Annotated in this window: 12 protein-coding genes; 8 read left to right on the plus strand and 4 right to left on the minus strand. The window is 44.0% G+C overall.

Annotated features, from left to right (window positions below; translation table 11 throughout):
* Positions 1–325 precede the first annotated feature (325 nt).
* Together carB and carA are read right to left on the minus strand one after the other, a co-directional pair.
* Entirely contained in the window at positions 326–3,595 is a 3,270-nt protein-coding gene (gene carB, locus JMX95_RS09710; RefSeq protein ID WP_060491405.1) for a carbamoyl-phosphate synthase large subunit, read from the minus strand.
* A 206-nt stretch (positions 3,596–3,801) separates the two neighbouring features.
* Positions 3,802–5,034 (minus strand): glutamine-hydrolyzing carbamoyl-phosphate synthase small subunit, encoded by a 1,233-nt coding sequence (gene carA, locus JMX95_RS09715; protein ID WP_201560700.1) that lies wholly within the window; start codon positions 5,032–5,034, stop codon positions 3,802–3,804.
* Between the two features lie 437 nt (positions 5,035–5,471).
* On the opposite strand from carA, the gene JMX95_RS09720 reads away from it, so the two are divergent.
* Positions 5,472–6,008, plus strand: a complete 537-nt coding sequence (locus JMX95_RS09720) for a gamma carbonic anhydrase family protein (RefSeq protein WP_201560701.1) — start codon at positions 5,472–5,474, stop codon at positions 6,006–6,008.
* Between the two features lie 89 nt (positions 6,009–6,097).
* On the opposite strand, the gene JMX95_RS09725 is transcribed toward JMX95_RS09720, so the two are convergent.
* A complete protein-coding gene (locus tag JMX95_RS09725; RefSeq protein ID WP_201560702.1) occupies positions 6,098–6,604 on the minus strand; it encodes a hypothetical protein in 507 nt (168 codons plus the stop codon).
* Positions 6,605–6,814: 210 nt separating this feature from the next.
* Between JMX95_RS09725 and JMX95_RS09730 the strand changes: the two genes are divergently transcribed.
* From JMX95_RS09730 to JMX95_RS09740, 3 genes are all read left to right on the plus strand, one after another.
* Positions 6,815–7,516: an HAD family hydrolase gene (locus JMX95_RS09730; RefSeq protein WP_201560703.1), complete on the plus strand. Its 702-nt coding sequence runs from the start codon at positions 6,815–6,817 to the stop codon at positions 7,514–7,516.
* A gap of 116 nt (positions 7,517–7,632) precedes the next feature.
* Positions 7,633–8,728 (plus strand): peptide chain release factor 2 gene (gene prfB / locus JMX95_RS09735; protein WP_157292386.1). Its coding sequence is split into 2 segments (ribosomal slippage): positions 7,633–7,704 and positions 7,706–8,728, totalling 1,095 coding nucleotides; the frame shifts between segments, so codons are not numbered across the junction.
* Between the two features lie 36 nt (positions 8,729–8,764).
* Positions 8,765–9,049, plus strand: a complete 285-nt coding sequence (locus tag JMX95_RS09740; RefSeq protein ID WP_201560704.1) for a pyrimidine/purine nucleoside phosphorylase — start codon at positions 8,765–8,767, stop codon at positions 9,047–9,049.
* 109 nt (positions 9,050–9,158) lie between these two features.
* On the opposite strand, the gene JMX95_RS09745 is transcribed toward JMX95_RS09740, so the two are convergent.
* On the minus strand, positions 9,159–9,611 hold the full coding sequence (locus JMX95_RS09745; protein WP_201539875.1) for a GNAT family N-acetyltransferase: 453 nt from the start codon (positions 9,609–9,611) through the stop codon (positions 9,159–9,161).
* Between the two features lie 181 nt (positions 9,612–9,792).
* Between JMX95_RS09745 and JMX95_RS09750 the strand changes: the two genes are divergently transcribed.
* From JMX95_RS09750 to JMX95_RS09765, 4 genes are all read left to right on the plus strand, one after another.
* On the plus strand, positions 9,793–10,923 hold the full coding sequence (locus JMX95_RS09750) for a DNA topoisomerase IB (RefSeq protein ID WP_201560705.1): 1,131 nt from the start codon (positions 9,793–9,795) through the stop codon (positions 10,921–10,923).
* Positions 10,924–11,137: 214 nt separating this feature from the next.
* Positions 11,138–12,862 (plus strand): AMP-binding protein, encoded by a 1,725-nt coding sequence (locus tag JMX95_RS09755; protein ID WP_201560706.1) that lies wholly within the window; start codon positions 11,138–11,140, stop codon positions 12,860–12,862.
* An 87-nt stretch (positions 12,863–12,949) separates the two neighbouring features.
* On the plus strand, positions 12,950–13,741 hold the full coding sequence (locus JMX95_RS09760) for an SDR family NAD(P)-dependent oxidoreductase (protein ID WP_201560707.1): 792 nt from the start codon (positions 12,950–12,952) through the stop codon (positions 13,739–13,741).
* A 143-nt stretch (positions 13,742–13,884) separates the two neighbouring features.
* Positions 13,885–14,475 carry a L,D-transpeptidase family protein gene (locus tag JMX95_RS09765; RefSeq protein ID WP_201560708.1) on the plus strand — a complete coding sequence of 197 codons (591 nt, stop codon included), beginning with the start codon at positions 13,885–13,887 and terminating at the stop codon, positions 14,473–14,475.
* Positions 14,476–14,617: the final 142 nt, after the last annotated feature.

Genomic DNA, 14,617 nt, shown 5'->3' on the forward strand with positions numbered 1-14,617 from the left:
GTTGCAATGAATATGTGAAGATATAAAAAGAATGAGGTTTAGACTGCGTAACAACTAAACACGCGCTTATCTGTGAGCATGGATACACTGACAAACAAGACACTTTAACCTTACGTAATAAAAAGCATAGTCGCAGTTTAGCCACTATGCTTTTTAGGTCTATCTTTTTAAAACTTTATTTTTTTAAAGTACTGCTTTTTTAAGCCGTACGTTTTTTTAAAGCCCTATTGTTATATGAAAATCGATAACAAGTTTTGCATCCGCTGTTAAACAAGCGTTGCCATTATGCTTAATCTACTGAAATTATGCTGCTAAGTCAATAGAGCTAAGCAATAGTCTTTGCTTGTTCGTGCAAATCTTGTAGCTTATAGACCTCAAACGGTAGGTCAATGGCATAAGATTTACAAACCGCGTCTGCCGCCCCTAAAGTCGTCACATAAAATACTTTACCTTGCAGGGCGCTACGGCGGATAGAGAATGAATCCTCTTGTGCCTGTTTGCCTTCAGTGGTATTGATAATAAGGTCGATTTTACCATTTTTCAAGGCATCGACGATGTGCGGGCGACCTTCGGTAACTTTATTGATTTGCTTGCACTCAATACCGGCGTCGCTCAATATTTTTTGCGTACCAGTGGTTGATACAATGTTAAAACCAAAGTCGACAAGCTGGCGAGCGATAGGGGCGATTTGTGCTTTGTCACTATCACGTACTGAGATAAAGACAGTTTTGGTTTCGCCTTCGGTCGGTAGACCTGGCAGACGCTCATTACTACCGATAATGGCTTTATAAAATGCTTCGCCAAATGTTTTACCGACGCCCATCACTTCACCGGTTGATTTCATCTCAGGGCTCAAGATTGGATCAACTCCAGGGAATTTAGCAAACGGGAATACTGCTTCTTTGACCGCGAAAAATGCTGGAACAATTTCAGTGGTAAAGCCTTGGTCTTTCAATGAGGTGCCAGCCATACAGCGCGCCGCGATTTGCGCTAAAGAAGTACCAATACATTTAGAGACAAACGGCACGGTACGGGCAGCGCGAGGGTTCACTTCTAAGATATAAATCGTTTCACCTTTTACGGCAAACTGTACGTTCATTAAGCCGACAACACCAAGCTCTTTTGCCATGGCGACCGTTTGCGCGCGCATCACATCGCACAGCTCATCAGACAATGAGTAAGGTGGCAATGAACAGGCTGAGTCACCAGAGTGCACGCCTGCTTGTTCGATATGCTGCATGATACCGCCAATCACGACGTCTGTACCGTCGCTAACGCAGTCGACATCGACTTCGATCGCATCGTCTAAGAAGCGGTCTAATAGTACGGGCGCTTCGTTTGATGCTTGTACCGCGGTACGCAAGTAGTGTCTTAATTCATCTTCGTTATAGACAATTTCCATCGCGCGACCACCAAGTACATATGATGGGCGTACAACTAGAGGATAGCCAACGTCTTTTGCCTTGACCAAACCATCTTCTAAGCTAGTCGCTAAAGCATTGGTTGGTTGGATAAGATTCAGCTGTTGAATCATATGTTGGAAACGTTCGCGGTCTTCAGCGCGGTCAATTGCATCTGGGCTAGTACCGATGATTTTAACGCCAGCAGCTTCAAGAGCACGGGCTAGTTTCAATGGCGTTTGACCACCAAACTGCACAATCACACCATCAGGATTTTCGATACGGACGATTTCTAACACGTCCTCTAACGTGATTGGTTCAAAATACAGACGGTCAGAAGTGTCATAATCGGTTGAAACTGTTTCTGGATTACAGTTGACCATGATAGTCTCATAGCCGTCTTCGCGCATAGCAAGGGCTGCGTGGACACAGCAATAGTCAAACTCGATACCTTGACCGATACGGTTAGGACCGCCACCGATAACCATGATTTTCTTGTTATTCGTTGGGTTGGCTTCACATTCGCTATCGTAGGTTGAGTACATATAGGCGGTACTGGTGGCAAATTCTGCGGCACAGGTATCGACGCGCTTATAGACTGGATAGACGTTTAAGTCCCAACGTTTTTTACGTAGTTGCTTTTGTGAGACACCAAGGAGTTTTGCTAAACGCAAATCTGATAAACCTTTACGCTTAAAGCTACGTAAGTTCTTTTCAGTTAAGCCACCGAAGCCTAACGCTTTAACTTGTGCTTCAGTTTTCACGATATCTTCGATTTGTACCAAGAACCATGGATCGATTTTGGTTAAGTTGAATACTTCATCGACGCTCATGCCAATACGGAAAGCATCGGCAATATAATAAATACGTTCAGGCGTTGGAATAGTTAAGCGATTGGTAATCTCGCTTCGTGCTTTTTCAATGCTTAGATTACCGTCTTTGATAGCAGCAAAGTCAATTTGCTCATCAAAACCATCATTGCCAGTTTCCATACCGCGTAAGGCTTTTTGCATCGACTCTTGGAAGTTACGACCAATCGCCATGACTTCACCAACCGATTTCATTTGGGTTGATAAAACACTATCTGCTTGTGGGAATTTTTCAAAGTTAAAACGTGGAATTTTTGTGACCACATAATCAAGCGCAGGCTCAAAGCTGGCTGGCGTTTTGCCACCTGTAATGTCATTTTGCAATTCATCTAGCGTGTAACCAATGGCTAATTTCGCCGCGATTTTAGCAATCGGGAAACCAGTGGCTTTTGACGCCAATGCTGATGAGCGTGACACACGTGGATTCATCTCGATGACGACCATACGACCAGTATCAGGGTTAATACCGAACTGAACGTTTGAGCCGCCGGTTTCTACACCAATCTCACGCAATACTGCCAATGAGGCATTACGCATGATTTGGTATTCTTTGTCGGTCAAAGTCTGCGCTGGGGCAACCGTGATGGAGTCGCCCGTATGCACGCCCATTGGGTCAAAGTTTTCGATGGCACAGATGATGATGCAGTTGTCGTTTTTGTCACGAACCACTTCCATCTCGTATTCTTTCCAACCGATTAATGATTCATCGATTAGCAATTGATGGTTTGGTGATAAGTCGAAGCCGCGCTCACAGATTTCAATAAACTCATCGCGGTTATAAGCGATACCGCCACCTGAACCACCCATGGTGAACGACGGACGAATAATACACGGATAGCCCATTTTTTCTTGGGTCGCAAATGCTTCTTCCATGGTCTCAGCGGTTTCAGCGCGTGGACATTCAAGACCGATACGCTTCATTGCTTTATCGAACAAGTTGCGATCTTCTGCCATCTCGATAGAGTCTTTGGTCGCGCCAATCAATTCGCAGTTGTACTTGGTCAAGACGCCGTGTTTGTCTAATTCTAAGGCACAGTTCAGCGCCGTCTGACCACCCATGGTTGGCAAGATTGCGTCAGGGCGTTCTTTGGCAATGATTTGCTCAACGGTCTGCCAAGTAATTGGCTCAATATAAGTCGCGTCCGCCATGGTAGGGTCAGTCATGATAGTCGCAGGGTTTGAGTTGACCAAGATGACGCGGTAGCCTTCTTCTTTTAGCGCTTTACAGGCCTGTGCGCCCGAATAATCAAACTCACATGCTTGACCGATGACGATAGGACCTGCGCCTATGATAAGAATGCTTTTTATGTCGATACGTTTTGGCATAGTTAGGGCTACCTTCGTTAGTATGATATTTTAATTGATTTATATTCGGCTAAAATCGTATTTGAACAGTGCTATATTTTAATAAAGCAACACTTTAATAAAACGATATTTTGCGTGGCTCAGCTTAAACCATCATGCGTGATCTAAGCTGTATAACGAATACTTACTGTGTGCTAATGACTGATACTTAAAAGCTGATTAACTGCTTAAGCTTTAGCCTTTGCCATCATATCTGCAAACTTATCAAACAGTGGCGCGCAGTCATGCGGACCTGGGCTGGCTTCTGGATGACCTTGGAAGCTAAAGACTGGCTTGTTGGTCAGCTCGATACCTTGGTTGGTACCATCGAATAATGAGCGATGGGTAGATTTAACGTTATCAGGCAGCGTGTCTTCATCAACCGCAAAACCATGGTTCTGACTGGTAATCATAACCGTGCCAGTTGCTAAGTCTTGAACTGGATGGTTGGCGCCGTGATGACCGGTTTTCATTTTAATGGTGTTTGCGCCGCTAGCTAGACCAATCAACTGATGACCTAAGCAGATGCCAAAGGTTGGCACATCAGTTTTTTCAATGATATGACGTACGGCATCGATAGCATAGTCGCAGGCTGCAGGGTCGCCAGGACCGTTTGATAAAAAGATACCATCTGGGTTCATCGCCAGCACATCTGCGATAGGCGTTTGTGCAGGAACGACGGTTACATGACAGCCGCGGTCAACCAGCATACGCAGGATATTGGTTTTGCTACCGAAATCATAAGCGACGACATTGTATTTAGAATCGATATGCGTACCCAACTGCTTGAAAAATCCGCCTGTACCGCTATCATGACTGCCAATGGCATCACGGTTAAGTAGGGTATCTGATAAATCCCACGTACCTGCTGTCCATTCGAAGCGCTCTTTCGTGCAGCATTCTTTTGCCAAGTCCATGCCTTCGATACCAGCAAACTCTTGTGCCAATTTGATGGCTTGTTGCTCGTCAGCAGCGCTGATTGTCTCGCCGTCTGAGGCGGTCATAATACAGCCATTTTGTGCGCCTTTATCACGTAGTAGACGAGTCAATTGACGGGTATCAATCTCAGCGATTGCAACGGTATCGTTACGTGATAAATAATCGCTTAATGATTCTGAGTTACGGAAGTTTGAGGTGACCATTGTAGCATCACGGATGATGAGACCATCTGCCCATACTTGATGACCATTGCCAGACTCAGTGTCCTCGCTATTGGTACCGGTATTGCCAATGTGCGGATAGGTTAGGGTGACCAGCTGGCGCGCATAACTTGGGTCGGTTAGGATTTCTTGGTACCCTGTCATGGCTGTATTAAACACCACCTCACCGACACGATGACCGAGACTGCCGATACTCACACCGCGAAAAATCGTACCGTCTGCTAATGCCAAAATTGCTTGTATTTCTGCCGATGAATTCAAGGTTTGCCTCCGCTGTTATTAGTGAGTGCCATGATTTTCATGATTAAATGTTAGATTAGAAATGGTTTTTTTGTATCGCAAAAATTGCTATTGATGGATACTAAAAAACACCTAAACCCAAAATTTTTCCACAAAAAAGCGAGAAGACATTATTGATGGAAACTACAAAACCCACTAGATAGTGAATAGGTAACTTGCATCATGTCCGCTCGCTTAGGCACAGATTTTGCGCATTATATACAATCTGCTCGCAGATAGCCAGCCGATTTTTAGATTGAAAGTATGCCTTTAATTATTAGCCGTTAATAGCGCTGGATTTTCCCTTTTGGCTTTGCCACAATGGACAGCAAATCAAGATATCTGGTTTTCATGATTCGCTTTCATGACTAATTTTCATGATTGACCTATTTCATTACTATATATAACAAGGAGCCGTTATGATTTATCAATATTTAGACAAGGTGCCCAAATTCGCGGTACCTTTTAATGGTTGGGTCGCAGACTCAGCACGAGTGATAGGTGATGTCTATTTGGGTCATCAAGCTAACGTGTGGTTTGGGGCAGTGATTCGCGGTGACAATGAACGCATTCATATCGGCGATTATAGTAATGTGCAAGAAAACAGCGTCATTCATACTGATGCAGGTATTGAGGTCAAAATCGGCAACTATGTCACCATTGGTCATTTAGCGATGCTGCACGGCTGCGAAGTCGGTGACAATAGCTTAATTGGTATTGGGGCAGTGGTATTGAATAATGCCAAGATTGGTAAAAATTGCATTATTGGTGCTAAGGCGTTGGTCACTGAAGGCAAAGAGATTCCAGACAACTCACTTGTCATGGGTGCGCCTGCGAAGGTGGTCAAAACCTTAACGGACGAGCAAGCAGCGATGTTGAAATTATCAGCAATGCACTATGCGGAGCGTTGTCAAAAATTTAAAACGGGCTTAACAGAAGTAGCCATGCCTGATTAAGCAGAAATTTATAAAGAATCCTTGAATTGTCTGATATTGATCTATTGTTTCTAAATAAATCAGGCAAACGTTTTTTACATAGAGAAGCTTTATAACATCAGCATCATGACCAGCCAAATGATGGCAAAAATGATAATACCAATAATCAGTCCGCGAAAAATATCGTGGCGTATAGAGTAGTCATTAAGGTAAGCGTTATGATTGGCTGTTTCGTTGATGTTGAGCGCATTGACGCTCTCAGCGCCGGCATTTTTACCAACGATAAAACCCATGATTGCGCCCACGACCAACATAAATGGGGTGAATAACCAAAAAACGTCGCCATTACCTATACCAGCTATTGAGCGAATAACCACGATAGCAAGATCGATCAGTAAACCGCCAACGCCGTACATCACACCATTTAAGAGCGCATACAGTATACGGTCGAAAGGTGATTGATAGCTTTTACCCAGCTGACTTTGTCTGATTTCTTTGATTGAACGGGCAGGGCGACGCGTTTTACTTGGCAAAACAGTTTTGACATCAGGCGCTTCCATGCGATTCTCTATTTTTATGATGAAGTAAGCAAAAAAGATACTAGGGCGTGTCACCATTTTTAGCCCATTTAGGCGCTTTCGTTCAGATTGAGGACACACCCTAACCACAAGTTATATAAATAAAGTTACCATAATTTTGTTTGGTAAACAGTAGCATTCACGAAAAATTATTGAGAAATTTTTCATATAAATATCTATCTCCAAAGCGGAAGTTATTAAAAACCAGTTGTATTTCTATCTTTCAACAAACAATAATAAGGTCTCATTATGCAGGCAACACAAGCACAAATTTTTCCAAAAGAGCTGGCACTTTTTGATTTAGATCATACTTTGCTCGACGTCGATAGCGACTATTTATGGGGCGAGTATATCGTCAAACACGACCTCGTCGATGAAGCGCAATACCGCACGGCCAATCAAAAGTTTTACCAAGACTATATCGAAGGTACGCTTGATGCGACGGAATATAATGAATTTGTGGCGCAGTTTTTGAGTAGCTTGCCGATGGATAGATTGCATGAGCTACGAGAAGACTATATTAAAAGTGAAATTGAGCCGCACATACGCCCAAAAGCGATGGAAGTGCTCTGTCAGCATGTTGAAAAAGGTCATGAGGTGGTGATTATTTCTGCGACCAATGATTTTGTAGTATCAGCCATTGCCAAGCGTTTTGGTATCGAAGGTGCCAATGTGCTATCAACGCCGCTTGAGATAAAAAATGAGCGCTATACGGGTAAACTTACCGACAAACCAAACTTTAAAGAAGGTAAAATTTACCATCTGAATAAATGGCTAGAGAAGCAGCAATCAGCGGGCACGACTTTTGATAAAACTTATGCCTATTCAGATTCCAAAAATGACATTCCATTGCTTGAGTGGGCGGATGTGGCTATTTGTGTGTCACCCGACGATGCGCTACATGCTCATGCGTTGTCGCATCGCTGGGCAGTGGAGGATTGGTCGATTTAGGCTGTTTAACGTTATTTAATATAAAGCCAGTCATAATTAGCCAACTATTTATCGTCAATCTCATTTAAAATAGCGCCATATCAGTGAGATATTTATTTAAAAAGACAGGAAACCTTATGGAAATCAATCCGTATCAAGAACGAATCAAAGATTTATCAGAGCGTGGGCAGGACTTGCGGAGGTATCTTTGACTTCGATGGTAAGCAAGAACGCTTAGAAGAAGTCAATTTAGAGTTAGAAAACCCCGAGCTATGGAATGATCCAGAGCGTGCGACTAAAATTAATAAAGAAAAAAGCCAGCTTGATGGCGTCATCGATGTTGTGGTGTCGCTTGAGAGCACATTGGAAGATGCGTCTGCCATGCTGGAGCTGGCGGTAGAAGCAGAGGACGAGTCTTTGCTGGCGGATGTGCAAGCAGAGCTCGACAATGCGGAGAAACGCGTCGCGGATTTAGAATTCCGTCGCATGTTTAGTGGTGAGATGGATCCTAATAACTGCTACTTAGATATCCAGTCGGGTAGTGGCGGCACCGAAGCGCAAGATTGGGCGGAGATGCTGTTGCGTATGTATACCCGCTGGGCGGAATCGCATGGCTTCAAAGTTGAGGTCATTGAGGTATCTTCTGGTAGCGTGGCTGGTATTAAATCAGCAACGATTGAGATTAAAGGGGATTACGCTTTTGGTTGGTTACGTACCGAAATCGGCGTGCATCGCTTAGTCCGTAAATCACCATTTGATAGCAATAACGGTCGTCATACCTCGTTTGCTGCCGTTTTTGTGTCGCCTGAAATTGATGATAATATCGAGATTGATATCAATCCAGCAGATTTGCGTATTGATACTTATCGTTCATCTGGCGCAGGTGGTCAGCATGTGAACACGACCGATTCTGCGGTACGTATCACCCACGAGCCAAGTGGCGTGGTGGTCACTTGTCAGAACGAGCGTAGCCAGCATGGGAACAAAGCGACGGCGATGAAGTTGCTGCGTGCTAAGCTTTATGAGCTTGAAATGCAAAAACGGATGGAATCTCAGCAAGCGGTCGAGGATGGCAAGTCAGACGTCGGTTGGGGCAGTCAAATTCGCTCTTATGTGCTCGATGATTCACGTATCAAAGACTTGCGTACTGGCGTTGAAACCTTTAATACTGGTGCGGTACTCGATGGCGACCTCGATCAGTTTATCGAAGCGAGTCTAAAAGCAGGATTATAAAATAAAATAGTAACTAATATTTAATTAAGGAAAATTATGCCAAGCGTTAACAGTTATTTTGATAATAAAGTCACTTCTATTGCCTTTCAAACGGCAACTAAGCCTGCAACAGTTGGCGTGATGGAAATTGGCGAGTACGAATTTGGCACCAGCGAATTTGAAACCATGAGCGTGGTCAGTGGTGCATTGACGGTCAAATTGCCAGAAAGTGATGAGTGGCAAACCTTTAATGCAGGTGAGCACTTTACCGTTGAAGCCAATCAGAAGTTTCAAGTAAAAGTAGCAGTAGAAACGGCTTATTTATGTGTTTATGGTAAATAAGCATTTTTAGAGTAGTAGTCAACAGATTAACGCCAAGTGTTTAACGCTTGGCGTTTTTTTTATGGTTGCATTTTGAGATAAATTTGAGTCATAAAGCATTGGACAACCATTATAAGTTTTTACGATATTGCACCATATCTGTTTGAGTGGCGATTGCGTCATAGAGTTTGCGCGCCGTGGTGTTGCCCTCTTGTGTCGTCCAATACACACGGTTGCAGTTTTTACTACGAGCGAACTCATATACCTTTTCAATTAGTGCGCGTCCCACGCCTTGCCCGCGCACAGACTCACTAACATAAAGATCCTCTAAGTAACAGCATTCAGTGATATTCCAAGTATTGGGGTGTAGCACCACATGGGTGATACCTACTAACTTGTCGTCCTGCCAAGCACCAAACCCATAAATCGGCACGTTGCTATCGAGCAAACTGTGCCACGTGTTTTGGATGGTACTTGATGGCAAACTGGTCTCATAAAATTTTAGATAGTTTTGCCACAAAGGTAACCAAAATTCGTAATCGTCTTTAGATAATGCTGCTATCTTTATAGAAGTATTTTTCATTGTGTTTTATTCAAATTAAAATGTGATTGTTGTCAAATTATGGCTTAAAAGCTCATTATTTAGAACCCTTTTAAGCATGTTTTTTTACACATCGATTACACTTTGCTCGTGGCAAATAAACAGCAAAAACCATCGCAATTCATTATGCTAAAACGACTATTTTATCAATCGAGTATCTATTATGGCGACGCTAAATGACCAAACAACCACGCATGACATACGCCATGATTATGAAAAACTCGCTCGCCTTGCTAATCTGCGCTATGTCAGTGATGATGAGCTTGGGTTTACGCGTAGGCGTTGGGGGCGCGGGTTTACTTATAAAGATGCCACAGGCAAAACGGTCAAAGACAAAGCCTTGCGACAGCGTTTTAATGCGCTAGTGATACCACCGATGTGGTCAGAGGTTTGGATATGCCAAGATGATAAAGGGCACTTGCAATCGACAGGGCGCGATGACAAAGCACGAAAACAGTATCTGTATCACCCTGAGTGGGATCGTGTACGTGACCAAGCCAAGTTCGATGCCATGATAGGCTTCGCTAGAGCATTGCCGAATCTACGTGCGCAAGTCGAAAAAGACTTGAAAGCTAAATCATTATCCCGTGAAAATGTCTTATCAGCAGTGGTCAAACTATTAGAAACGACATTGATTCGTATCGGTAACAGCCGCTATGCCAAGCTCAATAAGAGCTATGGTTTGAGTACTTTACGCAGTAAGCATGTGAGCGAAACTGATAATGGACTGGCGTTTGATTTCGTCGGTAAAAGTGCCAAAGAGCATCATATTGAATTGCAAGATGAGCGTTTGATTGAGATTGTACAGGCATGTTCTGATTTACCTGGTTATCAGATTTTTAAATATTTAGATGACGATGGTCACAAGCAAGTCGTCGACAGTAGCGATATCAACGACTATCTACGCACGCATACTAGCGGTCATGGTCGTGACAATGAGATGTATAGCGGTAATTTATATAGCGCAAAGGACTTTCGTACTTGGATGGCCAGTGTCCTTGCCGCCAGTTACCTGCATGATGAGCTACAGAGCGCTCAGGGCAAAGCAATATTAGCCAGTGAACCTGATAGTAAAGAACGCCAGCAACTGGTGACTGATATGGTAAAAAGTGTCGCTGATGAGCTGGGCAATACCCCTGCTGTCTGCCGAACATCTTATATTAATCCCATTATTATAGAGCGCTTTTTGGCGGGGCAGTTCTTTGAACCTTATAAACAAGCGCGCCGTGGACGTACTAAACAGCATCAAAGTTATGAAGAAAAGGCGCTGCTGGGATTTTTAAGTGGCTGCTGAGTGCTTTGAAATAAAGTTCCATCAAGATTTTGTGATTGAATTATAAAAATGATACGTTATGTATTGAAATAAATATTAAAATGCGTTACTAATAGAGTCTATGCACATTGATATGTGCGAACAAGCAGAAAGAACTGTTGCTAGGATATGCCTGTTTTTCTGCTGACAATTCTCTTATTTCGCCCGTTACCTGCTATTGCTAAAGGATTAGCTTATGAACACCTCTTCTTCAGACCCATCAGTTGTAAATACCACTTCAAATCATACTGCACACCCGCCAATGAGCTACAGCGATTACTATCATGATTTTGATATGAACGCGCTATTGACAGAAATATTTGGCGAGCATTTAGACGATCGCTTGAATGCTTATATGGCGTGCTGTGGTCGTCATGTGCGTGATGGTCGCGGTGATAATATTGCACTGGTGCATGAAGATACGTCGGGCAATGTAACGCGCATGAGCTTTGCTGAGCTTGATAAGGCAAGTGCACAAGTCGCCAATTTATTGTTGTCTTATGGCGTACAAGTTGGTGACCAAGTGGCAACCATGCTACCTCGCACTCCTGAGCTGCTCACCATTGTACTCGCGACTTGGCGAATCGGTGCGGTTTATCAACCGTTATTTACCGCCTTTGGCTATGATTCGATTAAGTATCGGATGGACAAAGCCAATACCAAAGTGGTTTTTACCAATCAAGAAAATCGTGGCAAGTTTGACGACTTGGCCAAACAAACCAAAATGGTGCTGGTTGGTAGCAAAGTAGATGCGCAAAGCTGGGGTGATGATAACTACGCTGAAAAGGTCGCAACGCAGTCGCAAACGGTAGACGCGGTTTCATTAGATACTGATGCACCCTTTCTGCAAATGTTTACCTCAGGTACGGTTGGCAAATCAAAAGGCGTTAGTGTGCCGCTAAGTGCGCTCTCAGCGTTCTATCTCTACATGCGCTATGCGATTGACTTGCGAGCGGATGATAATTACTGGAACATGGCTGATCCAGGCTGGGCATACGGTCTTTATTATGCGATTACAGGACCTTTGTTATTAGGCGTCACCACGTATTTTAATGAAGCTGGCTTTGATGCACAAAATACTCGCGATTTTATGGTACGTCATAAGATTAGTAATTTAGCGTCCTCACCGACAGCGTTTCGGATGATGAAATCGAGTGGCGTCTTTGAAGCTGCTCACAATGACAATAATAACGATAGTGAGGCTAAATTATCACTGCGCTGTGCCAATTCAGCAGGCGAAACCTTAAATACCGAAGTGGTCAACTGGGTTGAGACCTACTTAAGCTGCAAGGTTTGTGATCAGTACGGACAGACCGAGACAGGAATGACTTGCTGTGAGCACCATGCATTGGCACATGACTGTCCAGTAGGCTCGATGGGCATGGCGCTACCGGGGCACACATTGGTGGTGTTAGATGATGATATGAATATATTACCTGATGGCGAACAAGGACAGCTTGCCGTAGTGGTCAGTCAATCGTCCGCGTTTTATTTCCGCGGTTATAGCTGGAACGAAAAAGACGCCTTCGCTGATGATTACTATTTAACAGGCGACGTGGTTGAGCGTCATAGTGATGGCAGCTATTGGTTTTCAGGGCGTGATGACGATATTATCATTACCGCAGGTTACCGCGTTGGACCAACCGATGTCGAAAACACCGTGCTGGAGCATGAGGCAGTCGCAGAGTCAGCGGCAGTTGGAGTGCCAGACGAAGTGCGTGGTCATACCATTAAGTCGTATGTGGTGCTAAAAGACGGTATCGAAGGCACAGACGAGATTGCCAAAGAGATTCAAGACTTGGTACGCAGGCGTCTATCAACTCACGCTTATCCACGTGAGGTTGAGTTTGTGAAAGAGTTGCCAAAAACCCCAAGTGGTAAAATTCAGCGCTTTTTGCTGCGCAGTTTATCTGCGGCTTAATAAAGCAATGCATTTATATCGTCAGGTTAAGATAAAAATCGATAACTGATAAAAATAACAGTATAAATATTAATTAAAGGAAAAATTATGCAAATTGAACAACACAGCTTTTTGGTCACGGGCGGTGCGTCAGGTCTGGGAGAGGCCGTGGTTCGCGCTATTGTCAATCAAGGCGGTAACGTCGTCATCGCAGATCTTAATGAATCAGCAGGGCAAGCACTGGTAGACGAGCTAGGCGATAACGTTCGCTTTACACGCTGTGATGTGACCAGTAGTGATGAGGTGCAAGCGGCTGTAGATAAGGCTGAAAAAGAATTTGGCGGCTTACAAGGATCTATCAACTGTGCGGGCATCGCCGTTGTACAAAAGCTGCTGGACCGTGATAATAACCCAGCAGATCTCGATGCTTTTAGTCGCGGCGTCAATATTAATCTTGTCGGTTCCTTTAATGTCGCGCGTCTGGTCGCAGCCAGTATTGCAAAGCGTGTAGCAAATGCCAATAACGCAGACGGCTCCATAGAGAAGAACGCTGATAATGGCGTCATTATTAATACGGCTTCTATCGCGGCTTTTGATGGGCAAGTAGGGCAAGCCAGTTATTCGTCGTCTAAAGCGGGGGTCGTCGGTCTGACCTTGCCGCTAGCACGTGAGCTGGCACGTCACGGTATTCGCGTCATGACTATCGCGCCGGGCGTCTTTGCCACACCGATGATGGAGACCATTCCTGAAAAAGCGCGCGAACAACTAGAGGCGGGCGTACCTTATCCTAAGCGTCTGGGCAATCCCAATGAGTTTGCCAAGTTGGTCATGCATATCATTGATAATGCCTATCTCAATGGAGAAGTCATTCGCTTAGATGGCGCGATTCGTATGGTGTAATGGTATTAACGAAGTTTTTATGTCCAAAAGATCCTAATGTTATCCATGAAATTTTCACAAAAACTGGCATGGTGCTTTGGTAAGTTAATAGCGTGGTATGTTGCCATTTCACTCTCTAACGCTAAACGGAGTTATTAAAGCCTATGTCATTGTTTTCTCTACATTTCAGCAAAAAGCCGCGTCGATTGTTTGTCGTGATAGGACTGGGACTGACCACCATTATGAGCACCAGTGCGATAGGGTATGTCAAAACAGCCTCCTCGGATGCAAAAAGTACAGGCAATAATGGTCAGCCTATTTCTAGTACGGTGGTTATCGATAAAGTTTTTGTCGATAAATCCGACCGTATTTTGCAGCTGTTGAGTGGTGATAAAGTCATTAAGTCCTATCGTATTGCGCTAGGAGATAGTCCGGTTGGTCATAAACAGCAGCAAGGCGATGAGCGCACACCAGTGGGGGCGTACATATTAGATTATAAGAATGAGAACTCTATTGCCCATCGCTCCATCCATATAAGCTACCCCAATGCTGCTGACAAAGCTCGGGCACGATCACGCGGTGTCCATCCTGGTGGCGATATTATGATTCATGGGCAGATGAACGGCTTCGGTCACCTAGCGTGGATTAACCAACAACGTGATTGGACCGATGGTTGCATTGCGGTCACTGATAATGAGATGGATGAGATTATGGCGGCAGTTAAGGTTGGTACATCGATAGAAATTGTAGAATGAGTGTTATGTTAATGCTGACTATCGTGTAGTAAATTTCTAGCAGCTACAGCGCATTAGAATCTCTGCTATAGCTGTCTCTTGCTTGCCTTTCATTGTTGAGCAAGCCTCTCTTTTAGTTGTTTTTTATTTATCCTCTTGAAAT

Origin of the sequence: Psychrobacter sp. NC44, assembly GCF_904846655.1 — a bacterium.
Lineage (GTDB): Bacteria > Pseudomonadota > Gammaproteobacteria > Pseudomonadales > Moraxellaceae > Psychrobacter.

What these genes read in the sequence shown, in the direction of transcription:
- carB (WP_060491405.1), bottom strand. Translation starts at nt 3,595, where the DNA reads ATGCCAAAACGTATCGACATAAAAAGCATTCTTATCATAGGCGCAGGT.
- JMX95_RS09720 (WP_201560701.1), top strand. Translation starts at nt 5,472, where the DNA reads ATGATTTATCAATATTTAGACAAGGTGCCCAAATTCGCGGTACCTTTT.
- JMX95_RS09725 (WP_201560702.1), bottom strand. Translation starts at nt 6,604, where the DNA reads ATGGTGACACGCCCTAGTATCTTTTTTGCTTACTTCATCATAAAAATA.
- JMX95_RS09730 (WP_201560703.1), top strand. Translation starts at nt 6,815, where the DNA reads ATGCAGGCAACACAAGCACAAATTTTTCCAAAAGAGCTGGCACTTTTT.
- JMX95_RS09740 (WP_201560704.1), top strand. Translation starts at nt 8,765, where the DNA reads ATGCCAAGCGTTAACAGTTATTTTGATAATAAAGTCACTTCTATTGCC.
- JMX95_RS09745 (WP_201539875.1), bottom strand. Translation starts at nt 9,611, where the DNA reads ATGAAAAATACTTCTATAAAGATAGCAGCATTATCTAAAGACGATTAC.
- JMX95_RS09750 (WP_201560705.1), top strand. Translation starts at nt 9,793, where the DNA reads ATGGCGACGCTAAATGACCAAACAACCACGCATGACATACGCCATGAT.
- JMX95_RS09755 (WP_201560706.1), top strand. Translation starts at nt 11,138, where the DNA reads ATGAACACCTCTTCTTCAGACCCATCAGTTGTAAATACCACTTCAAAT.
- JMX95_RS09760 (WP_201560707.1), top strand. Translation starts at nt 12,950, where the DNA reads ATGCAAATTGAACAACACAGCTTTTTGGTCACGGGCGGTGCGTCAGGT.
- JMX95_RS09765 (WP_201560708.1), top strand. Translation starts at nt 13,885, where the DNA reads ATGTCATTGTTTTCTCTACATTTCAGCAAAAAGCCGCGTCGATTGTTT.